This window comes from Polycladomyces abyssicola (assembly GCF_018326425.1).
Lineage (GTDB): Bacteria > Bacillota > Bacilli > Thermoactinomycetales > JIR-001 > Polycladomyces > Polycladomyces abyssicola.
Window position 1 is genome coordinate 2,515,039 of the sequence record NZ_AP024601.1, and the last position, 24,266, is coordinate 2,539,304.

Consider the following 24,266-nt stretch of genomic DNA (forward strand, 5'->3'; position numbering starts at 1 on the left):
GGACGTTTTTATTTCCGGGGCCGAATGGCTGGATATGCACGGATCACGCCCAGCGTGACAATGGAAGCGACTACCGCCTTGACGACATCCCCCGCAATAAACGGCAGCGCTCCTTGTAATACAGCCACTTTCCATCCCAAACCGGCCACATACGCCAACCATGTCACTCCTGCCGCATATACCAGCAATACGCCGCCCAGCAGGTGATACAAGGTGAGATTCCACACCCGCAACTGCTGCGCACGCTCCGTCAACCAACCGATCACCCACACGGCCAAAGGCCAGCTGAGCACATATCCGCCGGTCGGACCTAACAGAGCCCCCAATCCTCCAGCACCACCGGACAAAATCGGGGCACCGAACGCCACCAGCAGGATGAACACCATCATGCTGATCGCGCCGATCTGTGCTCCCAGGATGGAACCGGTCAACATCACCACCAATGTCTGTAAGGTGATCGGAACGGGTTCCAGCGGAATGCGGATTTGCCCGCCGATGGCCAGCAGGGCGGCAAACATCGCCGCCAACACCATATTGCGAACGTTCAACACACGTTTGGACACGTTGAACACCTCGTCATTCCATGATCATTTGTCACGGTTTTAAGCATAAAAAAAGCCGTTGACTAATGTCAACTGGCTATATTTGAAAGGTTGACGGTTATTCTCCGGCCCCCATCAATGGTAGCGGATATAGATGATCTCCCTTTTCAATTCTCCCAGCCCTTCCATCGCGTGCAAGACGATCACCGGCACGATATCGTCTTTCGACGAATCAGATAAGGCGAGATTCACCAATTTGATATCGTGGTAAACAAACGAAAAATCCACGCGACGGTCTACTTCCCGTGTGTTGATCCGCTCGTCCACTTCCTGCAGTTGGGCACTCAACCGCTTCAGCCTGTCGACGATTTTGATCTTCAGTTCCCGGTTCAACTTGTAGTTGGAGTATTGCTCGATGATCAGCTTGTAAGTATCCGAGATGTCATTGATCACTTTGCTGCCGCCCAATCGTCGGTAATCGTCAATGTAGTTTTTGGTTTGGGCCTGTTCGTAATAGATCATCAACAAGACCGTCACCACAGCGATGATCAGATAAGTCAGCACAGAGCGAAACCATCGCTTCCACCAATCGTTCATACGGCTTCCTCCCCTGCCTGTACCATCTGCTTCATGTATATAGACAGGGGAGGATGGATATGATCAACCGGTCTGCACAATTTTCCGGACGTCGTTCGGCAAGACGAAACAACTGCGGAAAATATCCCGGTTAACGTACTTCGTGTCCTGATCACGCAACCGGTCGGGTTGGGTTTGCAACGGATCGGCCTGTTTCGACGCCAGTGTGAAGCTCCAGATTCCGCCCGGATACGTCGGTACCGTTGCCAAATACGTGCGAACCACCGGATACATCGATTGCAGCGTATCCCGGACGCGTTTCAAGATATGGGGATAGAAGACCGGCGATTCGCTCTGGCATACCATCAACCCGTCCGGTTTCAAAGCAGCGTACACATCGCGGTAAAACGGCTCTTCGAACAATACCGCCGCCGGCCCAACTGGATCAGATGAATCGACAATGATGACATCGTATTCATCCTTGTGTGCACGGATGAAGGCGGCTCCATCGTCATAGACAAAACGAATGCGCGGGTCCGGTTCTCCTTCCCCGGCCACGGCGGGCAAGTATTTCCTGCTGACTTCGACCACTTTGGGATCAATTTCCACCATGTCCACCCGTTCCACCGTCGGATATTTGACAACTTCCCTGGCCGCCCCGCAGTCCCCGCCACCGATGATGCACACCGTCTTGGGCTGGGGATGGGTCGCCAACGGCACGTGTGTGATCATTTCATTATAGATATAGGCGTCCCGCTCCGTTGTCTGAATGATGCCGTCCAGCACCAAAGCACGACCGAATCCCACGGTTTCGATCACCGACACTTCCTGGAATTCGGATTGCTCCTTGTGCAGGACTTGCTTCACCTTCCAAATCGAGCTGAAACCGTCTTTTTCTTCGGAGTCGGCCAGCCACATTTCTCCATTCCAATCCACATAGCCTTTCAATCCTGTCTGTTTCATCGCTTCCTCCTCATCTCAACAAAAAATGGGGATTTGCCCCTGCACGTCTGCCCTGTCTTTTCATATTATATACCACAATCCACCGGAAAGTGGACGAACAGGAGCTGGAATGCATGCAACGCAAAATCCGATTGCATCGTTCGGAACCGATCTCCTCTTCGGCGACGCACCCGGCCAATCATTTTGTAAGAGTGGTGAAACGGGTGCGCAAAGGCATCGTATCGATCATCACCGAAGAGAAACCGCGCAATCTCGAAGAGCATATCCTGAGCATGCTGATTCCGGGCTGGTCCTCCTCCACCAGCGATCCGCCTCCTCGTCATTTCGGAACGGGGTTTGTCATTCATCCAGACGGCTATTTGGTCACCAATGAACACGTCATCCGAGACGCCGACAAAATCGCGGTCAAGTTGGACGGGTACACGCGCTTTCTACCAGCTCAGAGAGTCTGGTCCGATGAAGAACGCGATTTGGCGGTGATCAAGGTACAACCACCCCATCCGTTGAAACCTCTCCGCTTGGGGAGTGCTGAAACGGTGGAAGTGGGTGAGTGGGTGATTGCAGTCGGTAATCCGATGGGACTGAACCATACCGTCACCGTGGGCGTCATCAGCGGAAAAAACCGGCCACTGCAGGTAGCCAATCGCTATTACGGGAACGTCATTCAAACGGATGCGGCCATCAATCCGGGGAACAGCGGCGGTCCGCTCATCAACATACTGGGTGAAGTCATCGGTATCAACACCTTGATCATCTATCCGTCGCAGAGCATCGGATTTGCGATTCCGATTGACGACATCAAGCCGTGGATCCGGAAATATATGAGTTAAAACCGTCTGTACACAAAAGGAAAAAGCCATTGACATCAACTGTCAATGGCTTTCTTCGTGCGTGTCGGATTCGGTTTTGGACTGCTTTTTGGGAGTAATGCCGTTCATCAACACATTGACGATCCAGTCAATTTCCTCATCCTCTTCCCCTTGGGCCAATAATTCGGGAACCACGTTGCGCGCTAACAAGTATGCCCCAATTTGTGACATGACTGCCCGCAAAATGACATGGTTGGGGAGGTCGGCGCGCAGTTTGCCCATGGTTTTCAGCTCCTCGATCTTATCAGACGCCATATGGAACACATTTTTGGCGACATGGTTTTTCAGGGCTTCGCGAATCTCCGGATGGAACAAACTCTCCACCAAAATGATGCGAATCGTTTTCCGGTTCTTTTCCAGAAGTTCCTTCCGGTCGATGACCAGTTCGCGTAAAATTTCCTCCATCGGCTTGTCCTGGTCGAGGATGTTGAGCACGGGAGTGGCAATATAAGAACTGGCCACCCGGGCAATCGCCGGGATGACCAAGCGTAAAAGCAATCCTTTTTTGGTACGGTAATGCTTGAAAATGGTGGCTTCAGCCACGCCGGCCCGTTCGGCGATCTCGCTGGTCGAGGCACCGCTGAAGCCTTTTTCCGCAAACACATGAATGGCCGCTTCCAAAATCTTTTTCTGTTTTTGTGTTTCTTTGTCCGTTTTCAGGTTTAAATCGTATTGCTCCGCAATATCATGAACCCATTCATCCCAACTTTTCTTGGACATCTTCTCCTCCTTGGCTGATCACATGTACAAAGATTTCTTCCAACGTTGGCCGTGCCGTCCCCAATTCAGCGGCGTAACGCTCTTTCAATTCGTCCACTTTTCCTTTTGCCACGATCTGCCCTTTATTCATGAGCGCAACTTGGTCGCATCGCTCCGCCTCATCCATGTAGTGCGTGGTCACCAAAATGGTCATCCCTTTTTCGGTCAGCTCATACAACCGTTCCCAGAACAGGCGTCGGGTCAAAGGGTCGACACCACTGGTCGGCTCATCAAGAAACAAGAGCGGTGGCATGTGTACGATCGCGGAAGCGAAAGCAACCCGCTGTCGAACTCCGCCCCCGAGCGCCGCCATTCTCTTCTTGGCCACATCTTGGAGAGAAAACTGCTCGATCAGTTCCTCCACTCGCTTTTTGATCTGATCCACACCATACAACTGCGCATAGAATCGGATATTTTCCTCGACGGTCAAATCAGGATACAGGGAAAATTTTTGCGACATGTACCCGATCCGCTTTTTAATCTGTGCCCGTTCTTTGACAATGTCATGTCCCAAAACCTGCCCTCTGCCGCTCGTGGGGGGCAAAATTCCGCACATGATCCGGATGAGGGTTGTTTTGCCGGCTCCGTTGGCACCGAGCAGTCCAAAAACACTCCCTTTTGATACTGTTAATGATACCTGATTCACCGCGCGAAAGGTACCAAATTGTTTGGTGATCCGGTGGAGTTCGATCATCTCTGGCTCCCCCCTTTCCTCATCCAATTGATGAACACATCTTCAAACGTGGGCTGTATGCGCTCCACTTCACGCGAAAGCCCTTTTTCCCGAATCCAGTCGCGCAAGGCATGAACCCCTTCTTCCCGGCCGACGAGAAAAACCCAATCAACCCCACGCGGAAACGCATCGGCGACATGGGGGATGTTTTTTAGCTTCAGCAATTCCCTCAGGGACATGTGGCGCAAATCGGGGATGCGATACACCGCATAAGGAAACTCATCGATGAGAGCCTGCGGGGACGCTTTTTTCATCAGCTCTCCCCGGTACAGAAGCAGCACCTCGTCGCAGTGGGGCACCTCATCCAGGTATTGCGTCGAGACGATGACGGTGGCCCCTTCGCCTTTCACTTCCCGGATCAGTTGCCAAATCTCGCGCCGCGATACCGGATCCACCCCATGCGTCGGCTCATCCAGAATCACGCATGACGGGCGATGGAGAAATGCGGCGCTGATAGCCATTTTCCGTTTCATCCCGCCGGAAAGGTTTCCCGCCAAACGATCCTTGAACGCGGAGAGTTTTGTCCATTCCAAGAGCTGTTCGCTCCGCTGTTTCGCCTCTTCCCTGGACAAGCCGTATAAGCGGCCGTAAAACAGCAGATTCTCCTCAATGCTCATATCCTCATACAATCCAAAGTGCTCCGCCACAAATCCCGATGAAAACGACTCGCGATATTGAATGCTGCCTTTCTTCGGCTTCAAAAGCCCCACGAGCAACTTCAACAGCGTGGATTTTCCGGCACCATCGGGACCGACGATCCCCACGATTTCGCCTTTCCCAATTTGAAACGAAAGATTTCTCAGCACTTCTTCTTTGCCGTAACGAAATGAAACATCCTGAAACGAGATCATCCGGCTTCCCCCCTTAAGTCAAGCTGCGTCTGAAGCGAACTGTCGCTACCAACAAGAACAACACGGCGAAGAAAGCCAGCATTGCCATCGCCACCGGGTGATCCCATGCACTCATGCCTTTGAGGGCCACGTCACGGCTGATCGGCAAGAAATAGGTGAGCGGCATGAAATAAGACAACCAGCGGATCCACTCGGGCATCGCTTCCAACGGGAAGACAAAGCCGGACAGGATGAATTGCGGCAGCAACGTCATCATGGCGAGCTGCATCGCTTGTTGCTGGTTTTGCGATACCGTCGAAATGAACAAACCGATGCCCAGCGACGCGAACAAGAAAATGAGCGCCATCAAGAGGTAAGACACCAAATCTCCCGTGAACGGAACGTCAAACACTCCGATGCCGACCGCAAGCACCAAAAGGAAATCAACAGTGGCGATGATCATGTAGGGAAGCAGTTTCCCCAGGATTAATTCGACCGAACGGAGCGGCGAGACGATCAGTTGCTCCAGGGTGCCCCTTTCCTTCTCCCGAACCACGCCGAGTGCCGTCATGAAAGTGGTGATGAAGATCAGCACCAATCCCATCAAACCAGGAATCATGTAGTACACGCTCTTCAAGTCCTTGTTGTACAATACTTCCACCTTGGCAGCCATATACTCGGGGTCCGGGAACTGATCTTCCAATTCCTTTTTCTGCTCCTCCATCTGCTCTTTCATCACCGCCCGGATCTGGGACTTGATTTGGTTTTGCAAATCCTTCGTCACATTCGGCGGAAGTTCGGCAAGCGGTGAGTCGGGGGGAAGCTCCAGTTTCACCTCCGGCGCTTCATCGCCCTTGAAACGTTCTTCGACGTTTTGCCGGAGCTCTTTCATGTTAGCTTTTTGAATGTCACCCAAAACCTCACTCACTTCGCGCACCGCTGATTGGGCCGTGAACAGGCGGCTTCCGTCTACCAAGATATTCAGTTGCTGTTCTTTGCTTTTCGCGATGGAATCATACTCTTTGGGGAACAAGATGGCCACGTCGGCCTTGCCGTATTTCAATGCATCACGCGCTTCTTGTTCCGTGCCCCGATCCACCACGCTCATCTCCTCATTCGCTTCCACTTCATGGATCACTTGGCGGCTGTCTTCGCTTTTCGCTTGGTCAACGACAAAAACCCGGAAATGATTCACATCAAAATTGACAGCGTACCCGAACGCAACCAGCCAGATGACCGGAAGCATAATCATCATCGCCAGCGTGCGCCGATCACGTTTCAGCTGGATAAACTCCTTGACAATCAGCGCTCCAATCCGTTTCCACACGATGAAGCCCTCCCCATAAGGTAAGTAATTACTCACTTACAGTGTATGACGGGCTTTCATGGGTAGTCAACAAGAAAGTGAGTTATTACTCACTTTTTCTTAATAGGCTGCAACCCCTGGTTGCAAAAATCTTGTTCAACCCGATTCACTAGTTTTACAAAACAACATTGTGACAAACTCCAACAGCCCATCAACAGCAGAAAAAACCCAGCAAGTTTAGCTGGGCAAAAATGACAATGTGGTGTCCTAACTTTTGCTGATCCTCTTCACCGTTTCGGGGTGAGATTTCATCACAACCACAGGAATTCCATTCAAAATCGCATTCCCGGATAGTTCGTCTACGGCTAGTTCATCAGACAGTATGTTGGAGTTGACTCCGGCATGTCGATTAGCAGTTTCGAGACGAATACCCGGAAGATGATGTCCCCAGCCATGCGGAAGACTGATAACACCAGGCATCACATCTTCCGTGACCTTAACCGGAACCTGAATCTTACCCGTACGAGAAGTGACTACCGCTTCGTCTCCGTTTGACAGACCCAGTCGGGCCGCATCATCAGGATGAATCCACAGTGTACATTGATTATCCCCGTTTACCAATGTTTCTATGTTATGGAACCACGAGTTGTTGGAGCGCAAATTCCGTCTTCCCACCAAAACCATATTCTCCCTCGGAGATGCCCGAAGCGTTTTCCGAAGCCTCTTTTCATCCTCAACCAGCAAATCTGGAGCCAACTCAATTTTTCCCGATGGTGTAGCCAAAATTTCCGGTATGCGGGGTACAAGCGGCCCTAGGTCGACGCCGTGCGGGTTGGCTTTCAAGACAGCCAGGCTTAAGCCTTCCGGGTTGGATCCGAAGTGGTCGCCATACGGTCCCACCCGCAGTAAGAAATCAAGCATTCGTTCTGGACCCCGTTCCGCATTCAGTTGAGACATAATTTCCTTCGGTTCACGGCCGGCAATCGTTGAATTTGGATTTTTCACCTCTTGTTGGATCAACTGCATAATGGCGAAATCGTCCAAAGCCTTTACCGGATCACTGCCAAGTTCTTTTTCGCTAAGAATGGCCGTCAGGTTAAGCAAGATTTCCCACTCGTCCAGTTGATCAGCTGGCAATTCGAAGACTGGTGGGGAATAGTGTGCCATATTTCTTACCGACAGTTGATAAAATATCAGATCATAATGAGAACGTTCCAGTGGTGATGGCGCTGGCAGGAACACGTGTGCATGTCTGGTTGTTTCATTAATATAACAATCAATACTGATCATGAACTCCAGATTCTCGAAAGCTTTCTGAAGCCGGTTGCCATTTGGAGTTGAGAGAGCCGGATTCCCGGCAATTGTAATAAACGCTTTGATTTGCCCGGGGCCAGGTACTTCCATTTCTTCGGCCATACAGACAGCTGGCAATTCCCCGATCACTTCAGGCATGTTTCGAACACGGCTGTGAAACCGGCCGTAACGGATTCTGCGCCTCTTGCCGGAGCTGGTTGCTGCAGCAGGTTTTGGAAACATCACACCGCCTGGACGATCCAAGTTTCCGGTTAAGATATTCAACACATCAACCAGCCAACTGTTGATTGTCCCATAAGCCTGTGTACATGTCCCCATTCGACCGTAAACCGCGGCTGTTGGTGCCGAAGCAACCTCACGGGCCAAACGTCGGATGGTGTCAGCAGGGATTCCACATAAGGGGGAGACTGCCTCGGGAGAGAATTCCTGAGCCAACGCTCGCACTTCGTCCAAACCGATCAAGTGTTCTGTCAGCCTTCCTGAATTTACCAAACCATCTTCAAAAAGAGTATGAACAAGCGCAAAGAGAAATAAAGCATCCGTTCCCGGACGGATAAAGTGATGTTCATCGGCCACTTTTGCTGTAACAGTTCGTACAGGATCAATGACGACTAACTTGCCGCCCCGATTTTTTAACGCCTTGATTCGCGATCTCATATTGGGTGCAGTCAACAGAGAGCCATTCGATACCAACGGGTTGGCACCAATCACCAACATATAATTTGTACGGTCTATATCGGGAACCGGTATGTTAAAATTACCACCAAACATCAGTTCAGTCGAAAGCTGCTTCGGTATCTGATCCACAGTACTGGCGGAAAATCTGTTTCGGGTACCTATTGCCCGGATGAACATAGGAGCATAAAGTTGGGCGGAAAGGTTATGAGCGTAGGGATTACCCAGATAGATACCGACAGAGTCCGGTCCATGCTCCTTCATGATAGGAAGCAGTCGTTTGCGAATCTCTGCAAATGCATCTTCCCATGTCACTTCGTGCCATTCCGTTCCTCTACGGACCATAGGCTTTTTAATACGATCCGGATCTGCATGGAATTCTTTTAAGCTAAATCCCTTTGGACACAAATAACCCCGACTAAACGGATCTTCAGAATCGCCGCGAATGGTCAGAATGTCTTGATTGGCAGTATGAATCTCAAGACCACAAGTGGCTTCACAAAGAGGACATGTTCTGTAATGGACTTCCGTTTTGTGAGTAAGCAGTCCATCAGATTTCATTAATTTCCCTCCCAACCAACTCTGCTAACCGGTTGGTACGTCTTTCTTCTACTATATTTCTTTTAGAAAATTCTTTCAACTAAAATCGCTGTAATCTTGATGAATGTGAATTCGTCCTACACCTACAGATGCTTCTTAGGTTATCTCCATCGAATGCCAACCAAAAATTCCAAATGGTGGTTGGTAATTTCTTCTGTATCTTTCCTCGGAAATACGCCTGTTGTACTATGGGGATTGGTATAGAGGAAGAGATAGGAGGAGAAACCGGATTGCAGTCCCTACAAATAGATAAAATCGGTGATGTAATAAGAAAAATTCGAAAGAAGCGCGGACTGCGCTTGGAAGATCTGGCCGACGACAATATTTCCCCCGCTACGATCAGCAATATTGAGCGCGGAATTCCGCACGTTCATCCCGACAAAATCCGTTACCTGCTCTCCAAGCTGGACTTGGACTTGGATGCATTACCCAAACTGATACAGGAAGAGCGTCAAGAGCTGGAACGTCTGCGTTTCCGCCTCGCATCCATCGAAACATTGCACGATCTCGGACATGCTGACGAAGCATTGAGACGAATCGACGAATTATCATTGGACGATACCCATGATTTGGCCGCAGTTGTATATTACCTCAAGGGAAAATGCTATATAACCAAAGGTTACTTGCGCAGAGCCGAACGGTTACTGTTCAATGCGATTCGGCTGACCGGACAACAACCCGAGCAACGAAAAAACAACTTGGAAGCAGCCGCTTTTTGTGAGCTGGGCTCGGTCTATTTCGCCCAGCACCGTTATGAACAGGCCTTGCAATATATTGAGAACGGATTGTCTGCCTTCCATCCGGACGGTGAACGAAGCCAGCTCCGCTACCTGCTGTTGGTCAATAAAGCAGCATGCTTGGATCGGCTGGGCCGGACCGGTGAAGCCTTTCAAACCGTGGAAATCCTGTGGCATCACCTGCACCAGATCCATCACATTCACACCGTTTTGAAAACTTACGAATTACGGACGGAATTGCTTCTTCGACAACGCCTGTCGGAAGATGCAATTTCGTGCGCTCTTGAGGGATTGGAAATTGCTCGTTTGAACCATCAGTATGATCGCGCGTTTCATTTATGGACTTTACTCGGAAACATATATTTTCAGAACCGAGACTGGGAAAATGCAGAACTTTGTTTTTGCTTGGCCCTCCGGTTAAAAAACCGTCTCCGTGATCAACAGGCCATCCTGGAAGCCTATACCCGGTTGGGATTGTTGTACATGACACAGGAAAAATGGGATCAAGCTCGGGAACAACTCGATCAGGCGCTCAAATTGGGACGCCAATATCCCTATATTCCGGTGTATGCCGATGCCCTGATGGCCATGGGGAATTATTACCGTCAACAGGGTGAATTGAAGGAAGCGGCCGATCATTACCGGGAAGCAGTAAAATGGGCACGAAAAAATGGTGATCGGAAACGGGAACGGGACGCGCTGTTCCATCAAGCGCAATGCTTGAGAGATGAGAATCCCGATTGGTTCCGTTCCTGCTTGGAGGAGCTGTATCGAGCGGAAATAGCGTTGCGGGAAAGCGACACACCGAATCAGCCATAATCAACACCCCGGAAGTGCAAAAAACTCCGGGGTTTCATGTGTTAATCCGGTCGACAACGGATTGAGGCACCTTCCCTCAAGTCTATGTATCTAGTCTCAATCTGTTGCTTTCTTCTCCCCGGCCGCCTCTTCCGATTGCCGTTTTTGATACTCAACAACTGATTTACGGAGCATCTTGCCCAGCTCACCGGGTAATATAAATTGGAAAGCATTGAATGCGCCATCGATTGTGGCGATAAATAATTCTTTGTTTGGAAGATCAGCCAGCGTTTCCGCCTCATTGACTACATCGAACATCGTTTGACGGAATTTTTCTAGCAGCCCCCGCATCCGTTCCAACTCGCCGTGGTTGACACGATCATATGTACAAAAGGCTAGAAACTCGGATAAGTCCATCCCATATTTTTCGGCGAGCTCTTCCGATTTGGTCTTCAGATCTCCATCGATCGCCTGTTGCAGCGATGGTTGTGTCATCCGGTTCCATCCTCCTTGCATATCATCCCTTACCTACATGCATATACAAAATTATAGCATAGAATGGTTGGGATTCGCGGACAAAAAAAACTCGTCCATACAGGACGGGGATACTGCTGTCGGGAAAAGCATTTGCTCCCTCACAACAAAAGACGCCCTAACTGTTGCTGCCGAGTGAAGACGGGAAACCGGATACCGTGGACTTTATCAACAAAACCTGCCCTCCGGTATGGACAAGCAGGTTGTTGATGATGACATGAACTACTGCGTAACACGTTCCTTTTCTTGCATGCCTTCAATCAGCACTTGAACTACTTCCGGACGGGAAAACTCGGGCGGCGGCATGATTCCCTCTTTCAGCATTTGCCGTACTTTGGTCCCCGAAAGGATAACATGATGCTCCTTGTCGTGGGGACATGTTTTGTAGGAGGCCATTCCCCCGCACCGTTTACAGTAAAAACTGTGTTCAAAGAACAGCGGCGTGATCCCCAGCTCTTCGGGGCGGAATTCGCGGAAAATCTTTTGCGCGTCATAGGTGCCGTAATAGTCGCCCACACCAGCATGATCGCGTCCTACGATGAAATGAGTGCAACCGAAGTTTTTACGGGCGATGGCGTGGAAAATCGCCTCACGCGGCCCCGCATAGCGCATGGCAGCCGGAAATGCCGCAAAATACACCCGATCCTTGGGATAATACTCTTTTAGAATCACTTCGTAACTGCGAATGCGTACATCTGCCGGGGTATCGTCCGACTTGGTCTCACCCACCAAAGGATTGAGGAACAAGCCATCCACCGTCTCAAGCGCCGCCTTCTGAATGTATTCATGCGCGCGATGCACGGGATTTCTCGTTTGAAATCCGACCACCCGCTGCCAGCCACGCTCTTGGAAAGCAGCACGGACAGCGCGGGGATCATGGAAATATTGAGCAAATAGACCATGATCCGGGCGACGCAGCAACCGAATCGGGCCGCCCGCATAAACCGCCGGTGAACGGTACAGTCGGGCCACACCTGGATGTTGCTCATCTTCAGTACGAAACACCTCGCGCGCCTCTTTTTTCTGGTCGACACGATAGACGGACTCCACTTCCATCACGGCATACACGACACCTTGATGGACTAGCGCCACCGTGTCACCCGGTTTAACCGTTTTTTGCACCTCATCCGGTAACGGAAGCGTAATCGGCAGACTCCATACCGTACCGTCCGTCAACCGCATTGTATCCCTTACAGAAAGGTAATCCTCTTCATTTAAGAAACCGGTCAGCGGAGAGAAAATGCCGGTTGCGATACACTCCAAATCGGACAGGGTCACACCGGTCACTTCGACTTTCGGCAACTTCTCTGCTCGCTGAATCCATTCTTTCTTTTCTTCCCCGACGACAACGCGATCAATTAACACGCCGCCGTGCGGTGCGATGGTTTCCCCCATTTTTCCACTCCTCTCACACCAACTTGACACCTGTCAAAAACAACACTACAATCAACCCGATCCGTAACGCGAAATCGGGTAATTTCAACGTCAACCGACCGCCGATGAGAATGCCTGGGATGGATCCGATCAATAGATACATCACAAACGACCAGTCGACATGACCGAAAGATGCGTGCACAACACCCGTGGTCAACGTCAGAAAGAAGGCATGAACCACGTCGGTTCCCACCATCACCGGAGAAGGTAGCGTCGTAGTGGCCAGCAAAAAGGCCATAAACATTGATCCACTTCCCACGGATGTCAGGCCGACCAGAAAACCGCCCACCAATCCCATCACGCTCAGCGGCATCTGCCACAATGAGCGGAACGTTCTGTCCTGGCGACGCTTTTGTATCAATCGCCAGCCCATCAACAGTGCCACCAGGATAAACGTGATGCCCAACAGATGACCCAACACATCCTCCACAGACAGGTCGAAGTGATCCAGTACACGGATTACTAAAACCCCTAGTATTCCACCTGGGACACTGCCTTTCAACAACTGAAACACCATCTGCTTGTTCCACGTATGCTGACGGACGTGCTGCAATGTTCCGACAGCCTTGGTCACGGCGGCATAGACCAAATCCGTTCCTACGGCCATCGTGGGCGAAAAGCCGTAAAGCAAAATGAGGAGCGGGGTCATGAGCAACCCCCCGCCCATTCCTGTCAGCCCCACCAACGTGCCCACCAAAAAACCCGTGAAAACAATACCGATCTCCAACATTTTACTTATGCAATCCGCACTCCGTTTTCATAAATCCCGCCCAGCGACCGGCTCGCGGATCTTCCCCCGGTTTGACCGGCCGGGTGCACGGTTCACAGCCGAGGCTGGGGTAATGGCGATCATGGAGCGGATTGTATGGCACCTCGTTTTCTTTGATGTATGACCACACTTGCTCGGAAGTCCAAAATGCCAACGGATTAATCTTGACCAATTGGAACTTGGTGTCCCATTCCACCACTTCGGCATTGGCACGGGTGGGTGACTGTTCCCGGCGGATACCGGTAATCCACGCACGATAGGAGTTCAACTGCTTTTCAAGCGGTGCCACTTTCCGAAGGTAACAACACTGGTTGGGATCGCGTGCCCATAACTGATCCCCCCACTCCCGCGCCTGTTGTTCCAACGTAAGATCTGTGGCGACGCGGATGAAATCCTTTTGATACCTCTCCGCCAGACGATCCCGGGTTTCGTAAGTTTCCCGGAACAAGAGACCGGTGTCCAAGTAGAAAATATCCACATCGGGGTTTAATTTGACCAACATGTCCACAAGCGCCACATCTTCATAACCGAAGCTGCACGCCAAAGTCAAATCCGACGGGCCGAACTGCTGAACGGCCCATGCCAGAATGTCTGAAGGATGAGAATTCCGTAATTCTTCCGCCGCCGCTTTGCACGCTTCCGGTGACCACACTTTTTCTTCCGTCTGTACAGTTTGATTGCCCATTGATGTTCCCTCCTGCACAATGCATATTCATTCCGGACGCAATTGGTCACACATTAGACGAATTTTCCGATTCATTTCCGCTGATCACATAGCCGCTTCCCGATTTTGCCCGCCGCTTTTCCTCCAACGCCCATTCCGCAACCTTTGGCGGAACGAGAAAATGCCGTTCCCATTCCTTTTCGGCAGCGCTAAAGGCCGTTTCGTCGTCTTCTGCCAGCACGACAATCGTATGTGTTTCCCCCGCTTCCATCACAACCGATAACCGGTACAAAAACAGGGCGGGATCCACACTGTCGTTCCGCTGCTTCGTCTTACGTACACTCATTGCGTTCCCGCCTTCGCCAGCGCTTCGTCCAGTCGCTCTTGGAAGGCAGCCACCCCTACGCGGTCCACGAACTCGGAAAACAACTCACCGGGTTGCCGTTCGTTTTTGTAAAACAGCACCAACGATTCCAACACACGCGGAACATCATTTGCTTCCACCCGACCCTTAAGCTGGGTGTTGAAGCGACCTTTCCCGTTCAAATGTCCGCCAACCGACACGGTGTATGCCTCCACCATGCCTGCTGACGTTTTCAATTTGCCGCCCAACAGCCCGATATCGGCGATTTGTTGCTGGCCGCAGGAATTGGGGCAACCGTTCACATGCAAGCGGATCGGCACATCGAGGTCAATACGGGAATCCAGATACTCCACAGTACGGTGCATCAACTGTTTGGTTTCGGTCAGCGCCAAGTTGCAGAATTCATTACCGGTGCAGGAAACGGCATGTCCGACAAATGTTTTCGGATAGGGTGTCAGCCGTTCCAACAATGGTTCTTTCAACAGAGCGTCCACCTGCTCCCGCGGTATGTCAGGGATGATCACGTTTTGGGTGTTCACCGTACGCACGGACCCTGAGCCGTATTGATCGGCCAGATCGGCCAGTTGGAAAAACTCTTCCGCGGAGGTCCGGCCAACGGGAATATTGAGCCCCACGTAGCACAGCCCTTCCTGTTTTTGCGGATGCACACCCGTGAAGTACCCGCCGTTCCACTCTTTCAGCTGATCTTCCCCGCGCGACGGATAGGGACCGATCAGTTCGGTCAACACTTCCAAAAACTTCTCCGGTCCCCAATCGGCGACCAAGAACTTCAGACGGGCACGGTGCCGTTTTTCACGATAACCGTAATCCCGGAACACTTTGGTAATGCCGACCGCCACATCCACCACCTGTTCCGGGCGCACAAAGATATCCAACTGCTGAGCCAGATGCGGCCGGTTGGACAATCCGCCGCCCACCCACACGTGGAATCCGACTACCCGTTCTCCGTCGATCTCCTTGATCGCGGGAGTGAAGGCGACATCATTGATTTGTGCGTGCCCCGCATTGTGAATGTTGGCGGAGACAGATATTTTGTATTTCCTCGGCAAATTGGAAAATTCTTTGTTCAGCAAGAATGTCTTTTCCAGTTCTGCAACGATCGGACGCGTATCGATCAGCTCATACGGATCGATTCCCGCCAACGGATTGCCGACAATGTTGCGCGGACAGTCGCCGCATGCTTCGTACGAGTACAAACCCACTTCGTTCAACCGGCGGAAAATATCCGGGATATTCTCGATACGCAGCCAGTGATACTGCACCGCCTGCCGTGTGGTCACGTCGATGAGACCTCGCCCGTAATCACGAGCCACTTCGGCCAACACACGAACCTGCCGGGAATTCAATATCCCCGTCGGAATCCGCACCCGCATCATGAAATAACCATCAGATTTGGGGCGTTGCAGGTATAATCCCGCCCATTTGAAACGGGCAAATTCCTCCTCCGGGATTGACTCAAATCCGTTTTTGGCGTATTTCTCGATGATATCGGAAATGACATCCAGACCGTCTTTCTCCAATTTCAACTTTTCCACTTCATTCAGACGGTCAACATCTTTCGCCCATTTCCACTGTTGTTGTTGCGCCATGATCGCTCCCCCTTTGATGTAAAAAACCCCTTTTCCCGGCGGGAGAAAAGGGGCGGTTTTTCTCGATAACGCCTTTTTCTCCCCATCTTCGAGAACACGTGGTTCTCTCCGGAATTGGCACCGGGTTCCGCTATAAGGGCTTAAAGGCAGAACTGGTTGCCGAGGCTTCATAGGGCCGAGTCCCTCCACCTCTCTGGATGGGTAAGCAGAAATATGATTAAAACCGAGTTAACCACTCTGATTAGTAAACTAAACTGATTTGTTGTCATGATACTCCGATTTGCCGTTATTGTCAACCGTTTTTCAAAAATATTTTTTTAATAGGAACAGGCTACCTGTGAGAAAACTCCGAGTGTACGGAAGACGGCCACTGCATGTTTGTCTCTTTTTGATACAATGGGAGAGAAGCTACTACAGTGGCGTCAAGGCAATACACACGATATGGATCAAGACACGACCTCAAAAGGAGGAGATGGAAATTGGAACTCTTGGTCTATCTCGCGGGGCAAATTCACGACGATTGGCGCGAACAGCTTCGAAAAAAAGCGGAAGAGCGCGGCCTGCCGATCATTTTTAAAGGGCCGCAAGAAGATCATGACCGCTCGGACGCGATCGGCGAACTGATCAAAGGGAAACAACCCAACGCAGTGTACCGGGATCATGCCGCATCCGAACTGAACAACCTGCGGACGCGGATCTGGATGCAGAAAGCGGATGTGGTCATCGCGCTGTTTGGTGAGAAATACCGGCAATGGAACACGGCGATGGACGCGGCCATGGCCATCCAGATGGGAAAACCGCTCATTTTGGTTCGCCCCGAAAGCCTGCATCATCCGTTGAAAGAGCTATCCCAGCGGGCACAAGTGACCGTGGAAACAGTGGACCAAGCACTGGACGCACTTGCTTACGTGTTGGAATGAACTGCAAAAAAAATCCGCTTCCCCTGGTAGTACCGGAAAAACGGACTCCGCTTGATCAAAGTCGGCCCACCTGATCGGGCCGCCTTTTTTTGCTATTCACCAGCCAAAGCGGCGGGTCGATCGTCAAACACCACAAAATCGATTTTGATGTTGAGCAACATGTGATCTTTACCGGTTTGCCGATCACGGACCACGATGAAATCCCGGCCGACACCGCGCAGCGTGCCGGTGATTTTTTTTGCGGTCCACTGGGGATTATTTTCAAAAGTAAGATACACCGTCACTGTTTTCCCGATATTGCGGCTGAGCAGGTCTTCCGAATACACACGTTGTCTCTGCTGTGATACCGATACGTCATCCCATCCTTGAACCGACAGGGAACCGTTTCCGTATGGATTGTAATAAGGCCAATACACCGCTTTTCCTCCTCTCCTCAGTATACATCCGGACAAGACGCGGGTACGGGGATGTAAAAGCAATGGCTTTTGTACCTCCCGCTATGGGGCTGGTTGAACCATCGCGGGGGACATGGACCGACCGGTTTGAAAAACCACAGCGCATGGGAAGCCGGATCATAACGCTCGCCCCGGATGACCCTGCGGGCGAGACGAATGTCTCGATCTCTGGCCGCTTGATAAAAGTACGGCCGCTGTACGGCTTCAAAACCTCCGGGCGATTGGAACACCATCGCCCTGATCGACCGGAGATCCTCAAAATCCAGACAATCACCCATCACCCGGTTGACGCCGACATTTCCTACCAACAACATTCCCATCTCGCCGTCCTCTTCCGCTTCCGCCCGCATCAGACGCGCCAACAATTTCACTTCATCACTATTGGCTCGAACCGGCATGCAATCACCTCGCGGTTATTCTATGTGAATGCAAAGACAAATAGAACGCTCGATGTAAGCAGAAAAATGTCTTGCTAGCTCCGTTTTTTGGGGACAAGGGAATAAGCAGAACCCAAAGCAGTCACTCCGCCAGATATGCCACCTTTCCGTTTACCACGGTCATGACCACCCGTGCCTTCAGGATCTCATCCGGTTCCGTATCGGAAAGGGCCCGATCCAACACGGTAAAATCGGCCCATTTCCCCGGTCTGATCGACCCCCGTTCCATTTCCTTTCCCTCGGCAAATGCGCTTCCTTCCGTCCACAGACGCAACGCGTCCTTGACGGAGAGTCTTTGTTCGGGTTCATACCCTGGGTGTGGGAACCCCTCCGGATGGCGACGGGTGACCGCGGCGTGGATGCCCAGTAACGGATTCAAGGGTTCGATTGGTGCATCGCTCCCACCGGCGCATACAACACCCGCATCAAGCAACGACTTCCACGCATAGGCATACGAAAGGCGTGCCGTTCCCAAACGCTCCTGCACCCAGGGAAAATCGCTGGCCACAAACCGGGGTTGGATGTCAGCCACAATCGGCAATCCGCGCATGCGCGACAACAAGTCAGGCCGTAACACTTGGGCGTGGATCAACCGATCCCGATATCGCGTTTCCTTTGGCGAGGGATGCCGCTCCCAAGTGTTGATCACCTGTTCAACAGCCCGGTCTCCAATCGCATGGACGGCGACAGGAAAGCCGGCTTTGCGTGCCCGGCTCACCCATTCGGCCAACTCGTCTTCCGAGTGAACCGGTGCACCTGCAGTCTCTGGAGCATCCGCATAAGGCTCCGACAACCAGGCAGTTCGTGCCCCAATCGCACCATCGGCAAAGATTTTGACCGCTCCCACATCAGTCCATTCATCCCCCGTCCCGGCTCGGAACCTCAACTCCACCGCTTCGTCCAAATGAGGATGATAAAGCAAATGATGTGTACGGAACCACACCCCTGCTTCAACCAGACCGCGATATTCCCGCAACAGTTCACACACACTGCCCATCACACGCAAATCTTCCGTGTGGGCAGCGGTCAACCCGAGGGCCAGCGCTTCTTTCACCGCCTCACGGATATAGGAACGCTTTTGTTCGACTGTCGGTTCCGGTATGGCCGCGAAAAACGGACGTGATGCGTTCTCGTAGATCATCCCGTTTACCTTGCCGTCGGGGTACCGACCGTATTTGCCTTCCTTCGGATCATCCGGCTCCAATCCCACACCTGCGACTTGGAATGCAATCGTATTGGACACATGTGCATGGTGACAGATTCGGGTCAAAAAAATGGGATGCCGCAAGGAAACGGCGTCCAACTCCTCCCGATGCGGTACTTCCTTTTCCTCCCATCTGTTCTCATCCCAATTGACCCCGACGATCCACTTCCCCACAGGTGTGCGCGAGGCGATTTCACGCAACAGACAAAGCATTTCCCTTTTGCTCGTCGTTCCGCTCAGATCCAATTGATGGCGCAGCATCCCGTACGCCGCCAGATGCACATGGCTGTCCACCCAACCGGGATAGACCGTCGCCCCCTGCCAATCGACGCGACGTACATCTGCTCTTCCCCAATGCAACAGCAAATCCTCACTGGTTCCCACATCCACGATCCGTCCGTTCTCGACGTAGACAGCTTCTGCCGATTCCCGCCCAGCATCCATGGTGATCACACGACCGTGTAAGAACAGTGTTTTTTCCACTTCTCCCGCTCCCTTGCGCCATGATGAATCCAATCGGTTATATTCACGTTTTCAATATCATGTTAAAATGAGGAGTAGCGGGTATATTCAGGAATGAATCCCGTCTTGGTTCATTGCATCCCGTACATAATCGATTCTGATTTCCCGTATCAATTGTAACATTTTGGTCTGATTGCATGTTACGTGAAAGAAAAGGAGAGACAAAATGGAAGCACGTCTGCAAGAACTAAAAAAGAGGTTGACGGAAATCAACGATTTGCACGCGGCGGCTGCCTTATTGTCATGGGATCAATCGACCTACATGCCCGAAGGAGGAGCAGAAGCACGGGGACGGCAGATCGCCACGTTGCACCAATTGGCGCATGAAAAATTGACCGACGACCGTTTGGGCCGTTTGTTGGACGATTTGAAATCATATGAGCAAAGTTTGCCTCCGGATTCCGACGACGCCGCTCTGATCCGTGTCGCCCGTCGGGAATATGAACGTGCCGTCAAAGTTCCCGCTTCTTTCATCGCCAAATTCTCCAACCATACAGCCACCACGTACAATGTGTGGGTGAAGGCAAAAGCGGCTGACGACTTTTCTCTCGTCCGCCCGTATTTGGAACAAACGCTGGAGTACAGCCGAGAACTGGCCAGCTTCTTCCCCGGTTACGAGCACATCGCCGACCCGCTGATCGATTATGTGGACGAAGGGATGACGGCAAAGAAGCTTCAAGCGTTGTTCGGGGAACTCCGCAAACGGCTCGTCCCGCTCGTACAAGCGATCACGGAGCAAGAGCCCGTCAACGACACTTGCGTCCGCCAGCACTTTCCGGAGCGGGACCAACTGGCGTTCGGCGAACTCGTGATTCGTCAGTTGGGTTTTGATTTCCGCCGGGGGCGCCAAGACAAATCGCCCCATCCTTTCATGACCAAATTTTCATTGGGGGATGTACGAATCACCACGCGCGTCAAAGAAAACGATCTGACCGAAGCCCTGTTCAGCACGATTCACGAGGCCGGACATGCGATGTATGAATTGGGCATCTCAAAAAAATACGAAGGAACGCCGTTGGCCAACGGAACCTCCTCCGGCGTTCATGAAAGCCAGTCCCGCCTGTGGGAAAACATCGTCGGTCGGAGTCGCCCCTTCTGGCGTCATTTTTATCCGCGTCTGCAGAAGGTGTTCCCTTCCCAGCTGGGTGACGTGGACGAAGAAACATTTTACCGTGCCATCAACAAAGTGGAACGTTCGCTGATCCGGACGGATGCAGACGAAGTCACCTATAACCTGCATGTCATACTGCGATTCGATTTGGAGCTTGCCATGCTGGAAGGACGGTTGGCTGTTCGGAATTTACCGGATGCGTGGCGCGAACGATATCGGAGCGATTTGGGGATCGTGCCCGCGACGGACAGCATGGGCGTCATGCAGGATGTTCATTGGTATGCGGATACGATCGGCGGTGCATTCCAATGTTACACGCTGGGCAACATTTTAAGCGGGCAGTTTTATGCAGCGGCCAAACGGGCGAACCCCCACATTGAAGAAGAGATCGCCCGAGGGGAATTCGGCACGTTGCATCAATGGTTGAAAGAAAACATTTACCAACACGGCAAGAAATACACCGCGGACGAACTGGTACAACGGGTGACGGGCGAATCGCTGTCTATCGAGCCGTATATGGACTATTTAACAAAGAAGTACACAGAACTGTACGAGCTTTGAAAGGAGTGTCCGGGATGACCCATCCCCTGCCGCCCAAAACCTGCTCCATTGATCGACTGGTCACACGCGAGGCGGATATTGAAAAAGTACTGAGCGGTGAGAAGCGCGCGGCCAGGAGAAACGGCCGGTACGCCGATCTCGGGGAAATACTCGAATTGCGGGGGCGGCGATTTTCCATCACCGCCGTATATCGTCAGAAACTGGGGGAGATGACAGACACCGACGCCCGATCCGAAGGATTTTCGGATCTGGACGCCTACCGAGAGTACATCCTCTCGTTACACCCGGGCATGCGTTGGGTTCCTTCGATGGAGGTTTGGGTGCATGAGTGGAGTTCCGTCACCTGATGCAAAGTCGTCTCCCGACTCTCTGTTTCCCCCTGTTTCAATCGCGTGAGATAACCGAGTAGCACCAACCGTCCCTGGCGACGTAGGTCTCCGGGAAGATGGCTCTGGCTTCGGCCAGCAACTCCGGTTCGTCCTCCACACCGTATCGTGGGCTGATATGGTTGAGAATCAGTGTGCGGACACCCGCACGTTCAGCCGTACGCGCAGCGTCCACTGTGGTGGCATGCCCGTGCTTTACTGCCAGGGCCGCTTCCCGTGCCCGATATGTAGCTTCATGTACCAGTACATCCGCCTGCGATGCCAGCCGTACCGCCGCTTCCGTCGGACGGGTGTCGCCCAGAATCGTCACGATCCTTCCCCTTTTGGGTGGTCCCAACACCTCTCGTGCCCGTATCATACGACCGTCGGGCAGCCGTACATCCTCTCCCGCTTTCAGCCTACGATACAACGGACCCGGCGGAACACCCAATGCCTGAAGCAAATCCGTCCGCAACGAACCCGGACGATCCTTTTCCTCGATGCGATAGCCGAAACAAGGGATGCCATGATCCAACTCCGCACAGATCACCCGCACGTCATCATCCTCATAAACAACGCCGGATGTCACCTCCCTCACTTCACATTCATATCGTAAATGTGTCTGACTTACCGTCAGTACCGTATCCACAAATCGACGCAACCCTTCCGGACCGAACAGGGTAAGCGGTGTTTCCGCTTCCTGAAAAGAGCGGCTGCCCAGCACACCCGGCAGGCCGAAAAGATGGTCCCCGTGAAGATGGGTAATCCAGATGTGATCCACTTTCCCCAATTTCACCGGTGAATGAAGGATTTGATGTTGTGTCGCTTCCCCGCAGTCAAACAGCCATGTTCTTCCTTTTCGTTCCGTCCATTTCAACGCTGTCGCCGACACATTGCGTTCCTTGGCCGGGACACCGGCTCCCGTACCCAGAAAAATCAATTCCATCCATCTTCCCCTTCCCTATGGTCAAAGAATCATATATAATTTAGATCAGGGCAACTTTATTGCCCATGACAAATATTATGGTGAAATGAGATTGGACCTATATTTTTTTCGACAAAAGTTGACCTAGTGCAAAAAAATCGCTTTCAACCATCTTTGTTAGTTAAGAGAAAGAGGTGATCGGATCATGGCCATGACAGCACCACACACCACAGACGCCGAAGGATGGCGACGGGCACGACAACAGCCGACATTACCTGAAGTATACCGCTCTTTGCCCATCCCGAAAAAGGGATCGTGGCTCCGAAAATTCCTTGCGTTTGCAGGTCCCGGTTATCTGGTGGCTGTCGGATATATGGACCCCGGAAACTGGGCTACCGATATCGCAGGGGGCTCATTGTTTAATTACACCCTGCTGGCTGTCATCCTGATGTCCAATGTGATGGCGATGATCCTGCAATCTTTGGCCGGGAAGCTGGGCATTGTGACCGGTCGCGACTTGGCCCAAGCGTGTCGGGACCACTACAGCAAACCAGTGGCCATCACCTTGTGGATCTTGTGCGAGTTGGCCATCGCCGCCTGTGACCTGGCGGAAGTGATCGGTTCGGCAATCGCGTTGAACCTGCTGTTCGGGATCCCACTCCTCTACGGAGTGATGATCACCGTATTGGATGTGCTGTTGATCCTGCTTCTGCAAAGTAAAGGATTTCGTTATATCGAATCAATCGTCATCTCATTGTTGGTCGTCATCGGCATCTGCTTTGCCGTGGAACTGGTGATGGCCAAACCGGATTGGATGGGTGTGGCAAAAGGATTCGTTCCGAATCCGCAAATCATCCAAAACCCGGAAATGCTGTACATTGCCATCGGCATTCTCGGCGCGACGGTGATGCCTCACAACTTGTATCTGCACTCGTCGGTCGTGCAGACACGTCAGTTTGACCAAACAACGAAAGGCAAGCGGGAAGCGATCAAGTACACAACGATCGACTCCACGGTAGCACTGTTTTTTGCACTTTTGATCAACGCATCGATTCTGATTTTGTCCGCGGCGACATTCCACCGTTCCGGCAACGTGGAAGTGGCCGGAATTGAGCAAGCATATCACCTGCTTACACCGCTGTTGGGCACTTCCATCGCCAGTGTGCTGTTCGGGGTGGCACTGCTGGCTTCGGGACAAAACTCCACACTGACCGGTACATTGGCCGGACAAATCGTCATGGAAGGATTTCTGAATATCCGTCTTGCCCCGTGGCTGCGCCGGCTGATCACGCGTCTGATCGCCATTGTACCTGCCGTCATCGTCACCGCGCTGTATGGGGAAAACGGGACGATGAAAATGTTGATTCTGAGTCAGGTAATCCTGTCCCTGCAACTTTCTTTCGCCGTATTTCCGCTGGTCCAGTTTACGAGCGACAAGAAGAAGATGGGTGAATTCGCCAACCCGACATGGTTGAAATTCGTTGCGTGGACGATCGCATTCGTTATCGCGGGGTTGAACGCATACCTGCTGTATACGACACTGTTGGCATAGCGGCCTGATGAGATGATCAAGCAGACAGGAACGTATCTCGGAAAACCATTGATCTCTCTTTGAACGTAGACAGAACGTATGGAGGAAGGTTCTTCTCTCATCCCGCGGTTCAGCTATATCATTTGAGCTGAACCGCG

At 51.9% G+C, this 24,266-nt stretch carries 24 protein-coding genes and 1 riboswitch; of the genes, 6 read left to right on the forward strand and 18 right to left on the reverse strand.

Annotated elements, in window-relative coordinates:
* Positions 1-8: 8 nt before the first annotated feature.
* The 3 genes from KI215_RS12630 to speE form a co-directional block, all read right to left on the reverse strand.
* Positions 9-563, reverse strand: coding sequence for a biotin transporter BioY (locus tag KI215_RS12630; RefSeq protein ID WP_212773073.1), 555 nt, complete (start codon positions 561-563; stop codon positions 9-11).
* Between the two features lie 114 nt (positions 564-677).
* On the reverse strand, positions 678-1,139 hold the full coding sequence (locus KI215_RS12635; protein ID WP_212773074.1) for a hypothetical protein: 462 nt from the start codon (positions 1,137-1,139) through the stop codon (positions 678-680).
* Between the two features lie 63 nt (positions 1,140-1,202).
* Positions 1,203-2,081 carry a polyamine aminopropyltransferase gene (gene speE / locus KI215_RS12640; protein ID WP_212773075.1) on the reverse strand — a complete coding sequence of 293 codons (879 nt, stop codon included), beginning with the start codon at positions 2,079-2,081 and terminating at the stop codon, positions 1,203-1,205.
* A gap of 113 nt (positions 2,082-2,194) precedes the next feature.
* Between speE and KI215_RS12645 the strand changes: the two genes are divergently transcribed.
* Positions 2,195-2,911 (forward strand): S1C family serine protease, encoded by a 717-nt coding sequence (locus tag KI215_RS12645; RefSeq protein ID WP_212773076.1) that lies wholly within the window; start codon positions 2,195-2,197, stop codon positions 2,909-2,911.
* 42 nt (positions 2,912-2,953) lie between these two features.
* On the opposite strand, the gene KI215_RS12650 is transcribed toward KI215_RS12645, so the two are convergent.
* The 5 genes from KI215_RS12650 to KI215_RS12670 all read right to left on the reverse strand — a co-directional run bounded on the left by KI215_RS12650 (position 2,954) and on the right by KI215_RS12670 (position 9,128).
* Positions 2,954-3,670: a TetR/AcrR family transcriptional regulator gene (locus KI215_RS12650; protein ID WP_212773077.1), complete on the reverse strand. Its 717-nt coding sequence runs from the start codon at positions 3,668-3,670 to the stop codon at positions 2,954-2,956.
* A complete protein-coding gene (locus tag KI215_RS12655; RefSeq protein WP_212773078.1) occupies positions 3,648-4,403 on the reverse strand; it encodes an ABC transporter ATP-binding protein in 756 nt (251 codons plus the stop codon). Before KI215_RS12655 ends, KI215_RS12650 begins: the two co-directional genes overlap by 23 nt.
* Positions 4,400-5,293, reverse strand: coding sequence for an ABC transporter ATP-binding protein (locus tag KI215_RS12660; RefSeq protein ID WP_212773079.1), 894 nt, complete (start codon positions 5,291-5,293; stop codon positions 4,400-4,402). The genes KI215_RS12655 and KI215_RS12660 overlap by 4 nt, the downstream gene beginning before the upstream one ends.
* Before the next feature lie 13 nt (positions 5,294-5,306).
* A complete protein-coding gene (locus KI215_RS12665; RefSeq protein WP_212773080.1) occupies positions 5,307-6,599 on the reverse strand; it encodes an ABC transporter permease in 1,293 nt (430 codons plus the stop codon).
* Between the two features lie 246 nt (positions 6,600-6,845).
* Positions 6,846-9,128: a molybdopterin-dependent oxidoreductase gene (locus KI215_RS12670; RefSeq protein ID WP_212773081.1), complete on the reverse strand. Its 2,283-nt coding sequence runs from the start codon at positions 9,126-9,128 to the stop codon at positions 6,846-6,848.
* A 269-nt stretch (positions 9,129-9,397) separates the two neighbouring features.
* On the opposite strand from KI215_RS12670, the gene KI215_RS12675 reads away from it, so the two are divergent.
* Positions 9,398-10,723, forward strand: coding sequence for a helix-turn-helix domain-containing protein (locus KI215_RS12675; RefSeq protein WP_212773082.1), 1,326 nt, complete (start codon positions 9,398-9,400; stop codon positions 10,721-10,723).
* Between the two features lie 96 nt (positions 10,724-10,819).
* Here the strand turns inward: KI215_RS12675 and KI215_RS12680 are convergent, their stop codons facing one another.
* The 6 genes from KI215_RS12680 to KI215_RS12705 all read right to left on the reverse strand — a co-directional run bounded on the left by KI215_RS12680 (position 10,820) and on the right by KI215_RS12705 (position 16,077).
* Entirely contained in the window at positions 10,820-11,197 is a 378-nt protein-coding gene (locus KI215_RS12680) for a hypothetical protein (RefSeq protein ID WP_212773083.1), read from the reverse strand.
* Between the two features lie 261 nt (positions 11,198-11,458).
* Complete coding sequence (gene sat / locus KI215_RS12685) at positions 11,459-12,631, reverse strand: sulfate adenylyltransferase (protein WP_212773084.1); 1,173 nt, start codon at positions 12,629-12,631, stop codon at positions 11,459-11,461.
* A gap of 13 nt (positions 12,632-12,644) precedes the next feature.
* Positions 12,645-13,400: a sulfite exporter TauE/SafE family protein gene (locus KI215_RS12690; protein ID WP_212773085.1), complete on the reverse strand. Its 756-nt coding sequence runs from the start codon at positions 13,398-13,400 to the stop codon at positions 12,645-12,647.
* Position 13,401: 1 nt separating this feature from the next.
* Positions 13,402-14,124 carry a phosphoadenylyl-sulfate reductase gene (locus KI215_RS12695; RefSeq protein ID WP_212773086.1) on the reverse strand — a complete coding sequence of 241 codons (723 nt, stop codon included), beginning with the start codon at positions 14,122-14,124 and terminating at the stop codon, positions 13,402-13,404.
* Between the two features lie 46 nt (positions 14,125-14,170).
* A complete protein-coding gene (locus tag KI215_RS12700) occupies positions 14,171-14,449 on the reverse strand; it encodes a DUF3906 family protein (protein WP_212773087.1) in 279 nt (92 codons plus the stop codon).
* The gene (locus tag KI215_RS12705; protein ID WP_212773088.1) at positions 14,446-16,077 is read right to left on the reverse strand and encodes a nitrite/sulfite reductase; all 1,632 of its coding nucleotides are present in this window, start codon (positions 16,075-16,077) and stop codon (positions 14,446-14,448) included. The genes KI215_RS12700 and KI215_RS12705 overlap by 4 nt, the downstream gene beginning before the upstream one ends.
* Positions 16,078-16,156: 79 nt before the next feature.
* A riboswitch (SAM riboswitch) is annotated at positions 16,157-16,281 on the reverse strand.
* A gap of 275 nt (positions 16,282-16,556) precedes the next feature.
* Here KI215_RS12705 and KI215_RS12710 point away from each other — a divergent pair.
* A complete protein-coding gene (locus KI215_RS12710) occupies positions 16,557-16,997 on the forward strand; it encodes a YtoQ family protein (RefSeq protein ID WP_205493377.1) in 441 nt (146 codons plus the stop codon).
* Positions 16,998-17,089: 92 nt separating this feature from the next.
* Here the strand turns inward: KI215_RS12710 and KI215_RS12715 are convergent, their stop codons facing one another.
* The 3 genes from KI215_RS12715 to KI215_RS12725 all read right to left on the reverse strand — a co-directional run bounded on the left by KI215_RS12715 (position 17,090) and on the right by KI215_RS12725 (position 19,537).
* Positions 17,090-17,413: a spore coat protein GerQ gene (locus KI215_RS12715; protein ID WP_212773089.1), complete on the reverse strand. Its 324-nt coding sequence runs from the start codon at positions 17,411-17,413 to the stop codon at positions 17,090-17,092.
* A 17-nt stretch (positions 17,414-17,430) separates the two neighbouring features.
* Positions 17,431-17,850, reverse strand: coding sequence for a cell wall hydrolase (locus KI215_RS12720; RefSeq protein ID WP_212773090.1), 420 nt, complete (start codon positions 17,848-17,850; stop codon positions 17,431-17,433).
* A 121-nt stretch (positions 17,851-17,971) separates the two neighbouring features.
* A complete protein-coding gene (locus tag KI215_RS12725; protein WP_212775193.1) occupies positions 17,972-19,537 on the reverse strand; it encodes an amidohydrolase in 1,566 nt (521 codons plus the stop codon).
* 244 nt (positions 19,538-19,781) lie between these two features.
* Here KI215_RS12725 and KI215_RS12730 point away from each other — a divergent pair, with 244 nt between their 5' ends.
* A complete protein-coding gene (locus KI215_RS12730; protein ID WP_212773091.1) occupies positions 19,782-21,287 on the forward strand; it encodes a carboxypeptidase M32 in 1,506 nt (501 codons plus the stop codon).
* A gap of 14 nt (positions 21,288-21,301) precedes the next feature.
* Entirely contained in the window at positions 21,302-21,634 is a 333-nt protein-coding gene (locus tag KI215_RS12735) for an ASCH domain-containing protein (RefSeq protein WP_212773092.1), read from the forward strand.
* A gap of 37 nt (positions 21,635-21,671) precedes the next feature.
* Here KI215_RS12735 and rnz read toward each other — a convergent pair whose 3' ends face one another.
* A complete protein-coding gene (gene rnz / locus KI215_RS12740) occupies positions 21,672-22,598 on the reverse strand; it encodes a ribonuclease Z (RefSeq protein ID WP_212773093.1) in 927 nt (308 codons plus the stop codon).
* Between the two features lie 184 nt (positions 22,599-22,782).
* Between rnz and KI215_RS12745 the strand changes: the two genes are divergently transcribed.
* Positions 22,783-24,129: an Nramp family divalent metal transporter gene (locus KI215_RS12745; RefSeq protein WP_420830134.1), complete on the forward strand. Its 1,347-nt coding sequence runs from the start codon at positions 22,783-22,785 to the stop codon at positions 24,127-24,129.
* The last annotated feature ends 137 nt before the right edge of the window (positions 24,130-24,266 follow it).

Bases quoted from the DNA above. Each gene is read 5' to 3' on its own strand.
- KI215_RS12650 (WP_212773077.1), bottom strand. From the start codon at position 3,670: ATGTCCAAGAAAAGTTGGGATGAATGGGTTCATGATATTGCGGAGCAA.
- KI215_RS12745 (WP_420830134.1), top strand. From the start codon at position 22,783: ATGGCCATGACAGCACCACACACCACAGACGCCGAAGGATGGCGACGG.
- KI215_RS12645 (WP_212773076.1), top strand. From the start codon at position 2,195: ATGCAACGCAAAATCCGATTGCATCGTTCGGAACCGATCTCCTCTTCG.
- KI215_RS12700 (WP_212773087.1), bottom strand. From the start codon at position 14,449: ATGAGTGTACGTAAGACGAAGCAGCGGAACGACAGTGTGGATCCCGCC.
- KI215_RS12695 (WP_212773086.1), bottom strand. From the start codon at position 14,124: ATGGGCAATCAAACTGTACAGACGGAAGAAAAAGTGTGGTCACCGGAA.
- KI215_RS12635 (WP_212773074.1), bottom strand. From the start codon at position 1,139: ATGAACGATTGGTGGAAGCGATGGTTTCGCTCTGTGCTGACTTATCTG.
- KI215_RS12730 (WP_212773091.1), top strand. From the start codon at position 19,782: ATGGAAGCACGTCTGCAAGAACTAAAAAAGAGGTTGACGGAAATCAAC.
- KI215_RS12725 (WP_212775193.1), bottom strand. From the start codon at position 19,537: ATGGATGCTGGGCGGGAATCGGCAGAAGCTGTCTACGTCGAGAACGGA.
- KI215_RS12680 (WP_212773083.1), bottom strand. From the start codon at position 11,197: ATGACACAACCATCGCTGCAACAGGCGATCGATGGAGATCTGAAGACC.
- rnz (WP_212773093.1), bottom strand. From the start codon at position 22,598: ATGGAATTGATTTTTCTGGGTACGGGAGCCGGTGTCCCGGCCAAGGAA.
- KI215_RS12690 (WP_212773085.1), bottom strand. From the start codon at position 13,400: ATGTTGGAGATCGGTATTGTTTTCACGGGTTTTTTGGTGGGCACGTTG.
- KI215_RS12705 (WP_212773088.1), bottom strand. From the start codon at position 16,077: ATGGCGCAACAACAACAGTGGAAATGGGCGAAAGATGTTGACCGTCTG.
- speE (WP_212773075.1), bottom strand. From the start codon at position 2,081: ATGAAACAGACAGGATTGAAAGGCTATGTGGATTGGAATGGAGAAATG.
- KI215_RS12660 (WP_212773079.1), bottom strand. From the start codon at position 5,293: ATGATCTCGTTTCAGGATGTTTCATTTCGTTACGGCAAAGAAGAAGTG.
- sat (WP_212773084.1), bottom strand. From the start codon at position 12,631: ATGGGGGAAACCATCGCACCGCACGGCGGCGTGTTAATTGATCGCGTT.
- KI215_RS12655 (WP_212773078.1), bottom strand. From the start codon at position 4,403: ATGATCGAACTCCACCGGATCACCAAACAATTTGGTACCTTTCGCGCG.
- KI215_RS12720 (WP_212773090.1), bottom strand. From the start codon at position 17,850: ATGCCGGTTCGAGCCAATAGTGATGAAGTGAAATTGTTGGCGCGTCTG.
- KI215_RS12735 (WP_212773092.1), top strand. From the start codon at position 21,302: ATGACCCATCCCCTGCCGCCCAAAACCTGCTCCATTGATCGACTGGTC.
- KI215_RS12670 (WP_212773081.1), bottom strand. From the start codon at position 9,128: ATGAAATCTGATGGACTGCTTACTCACAAAACGGAAGTCCATTACAGA.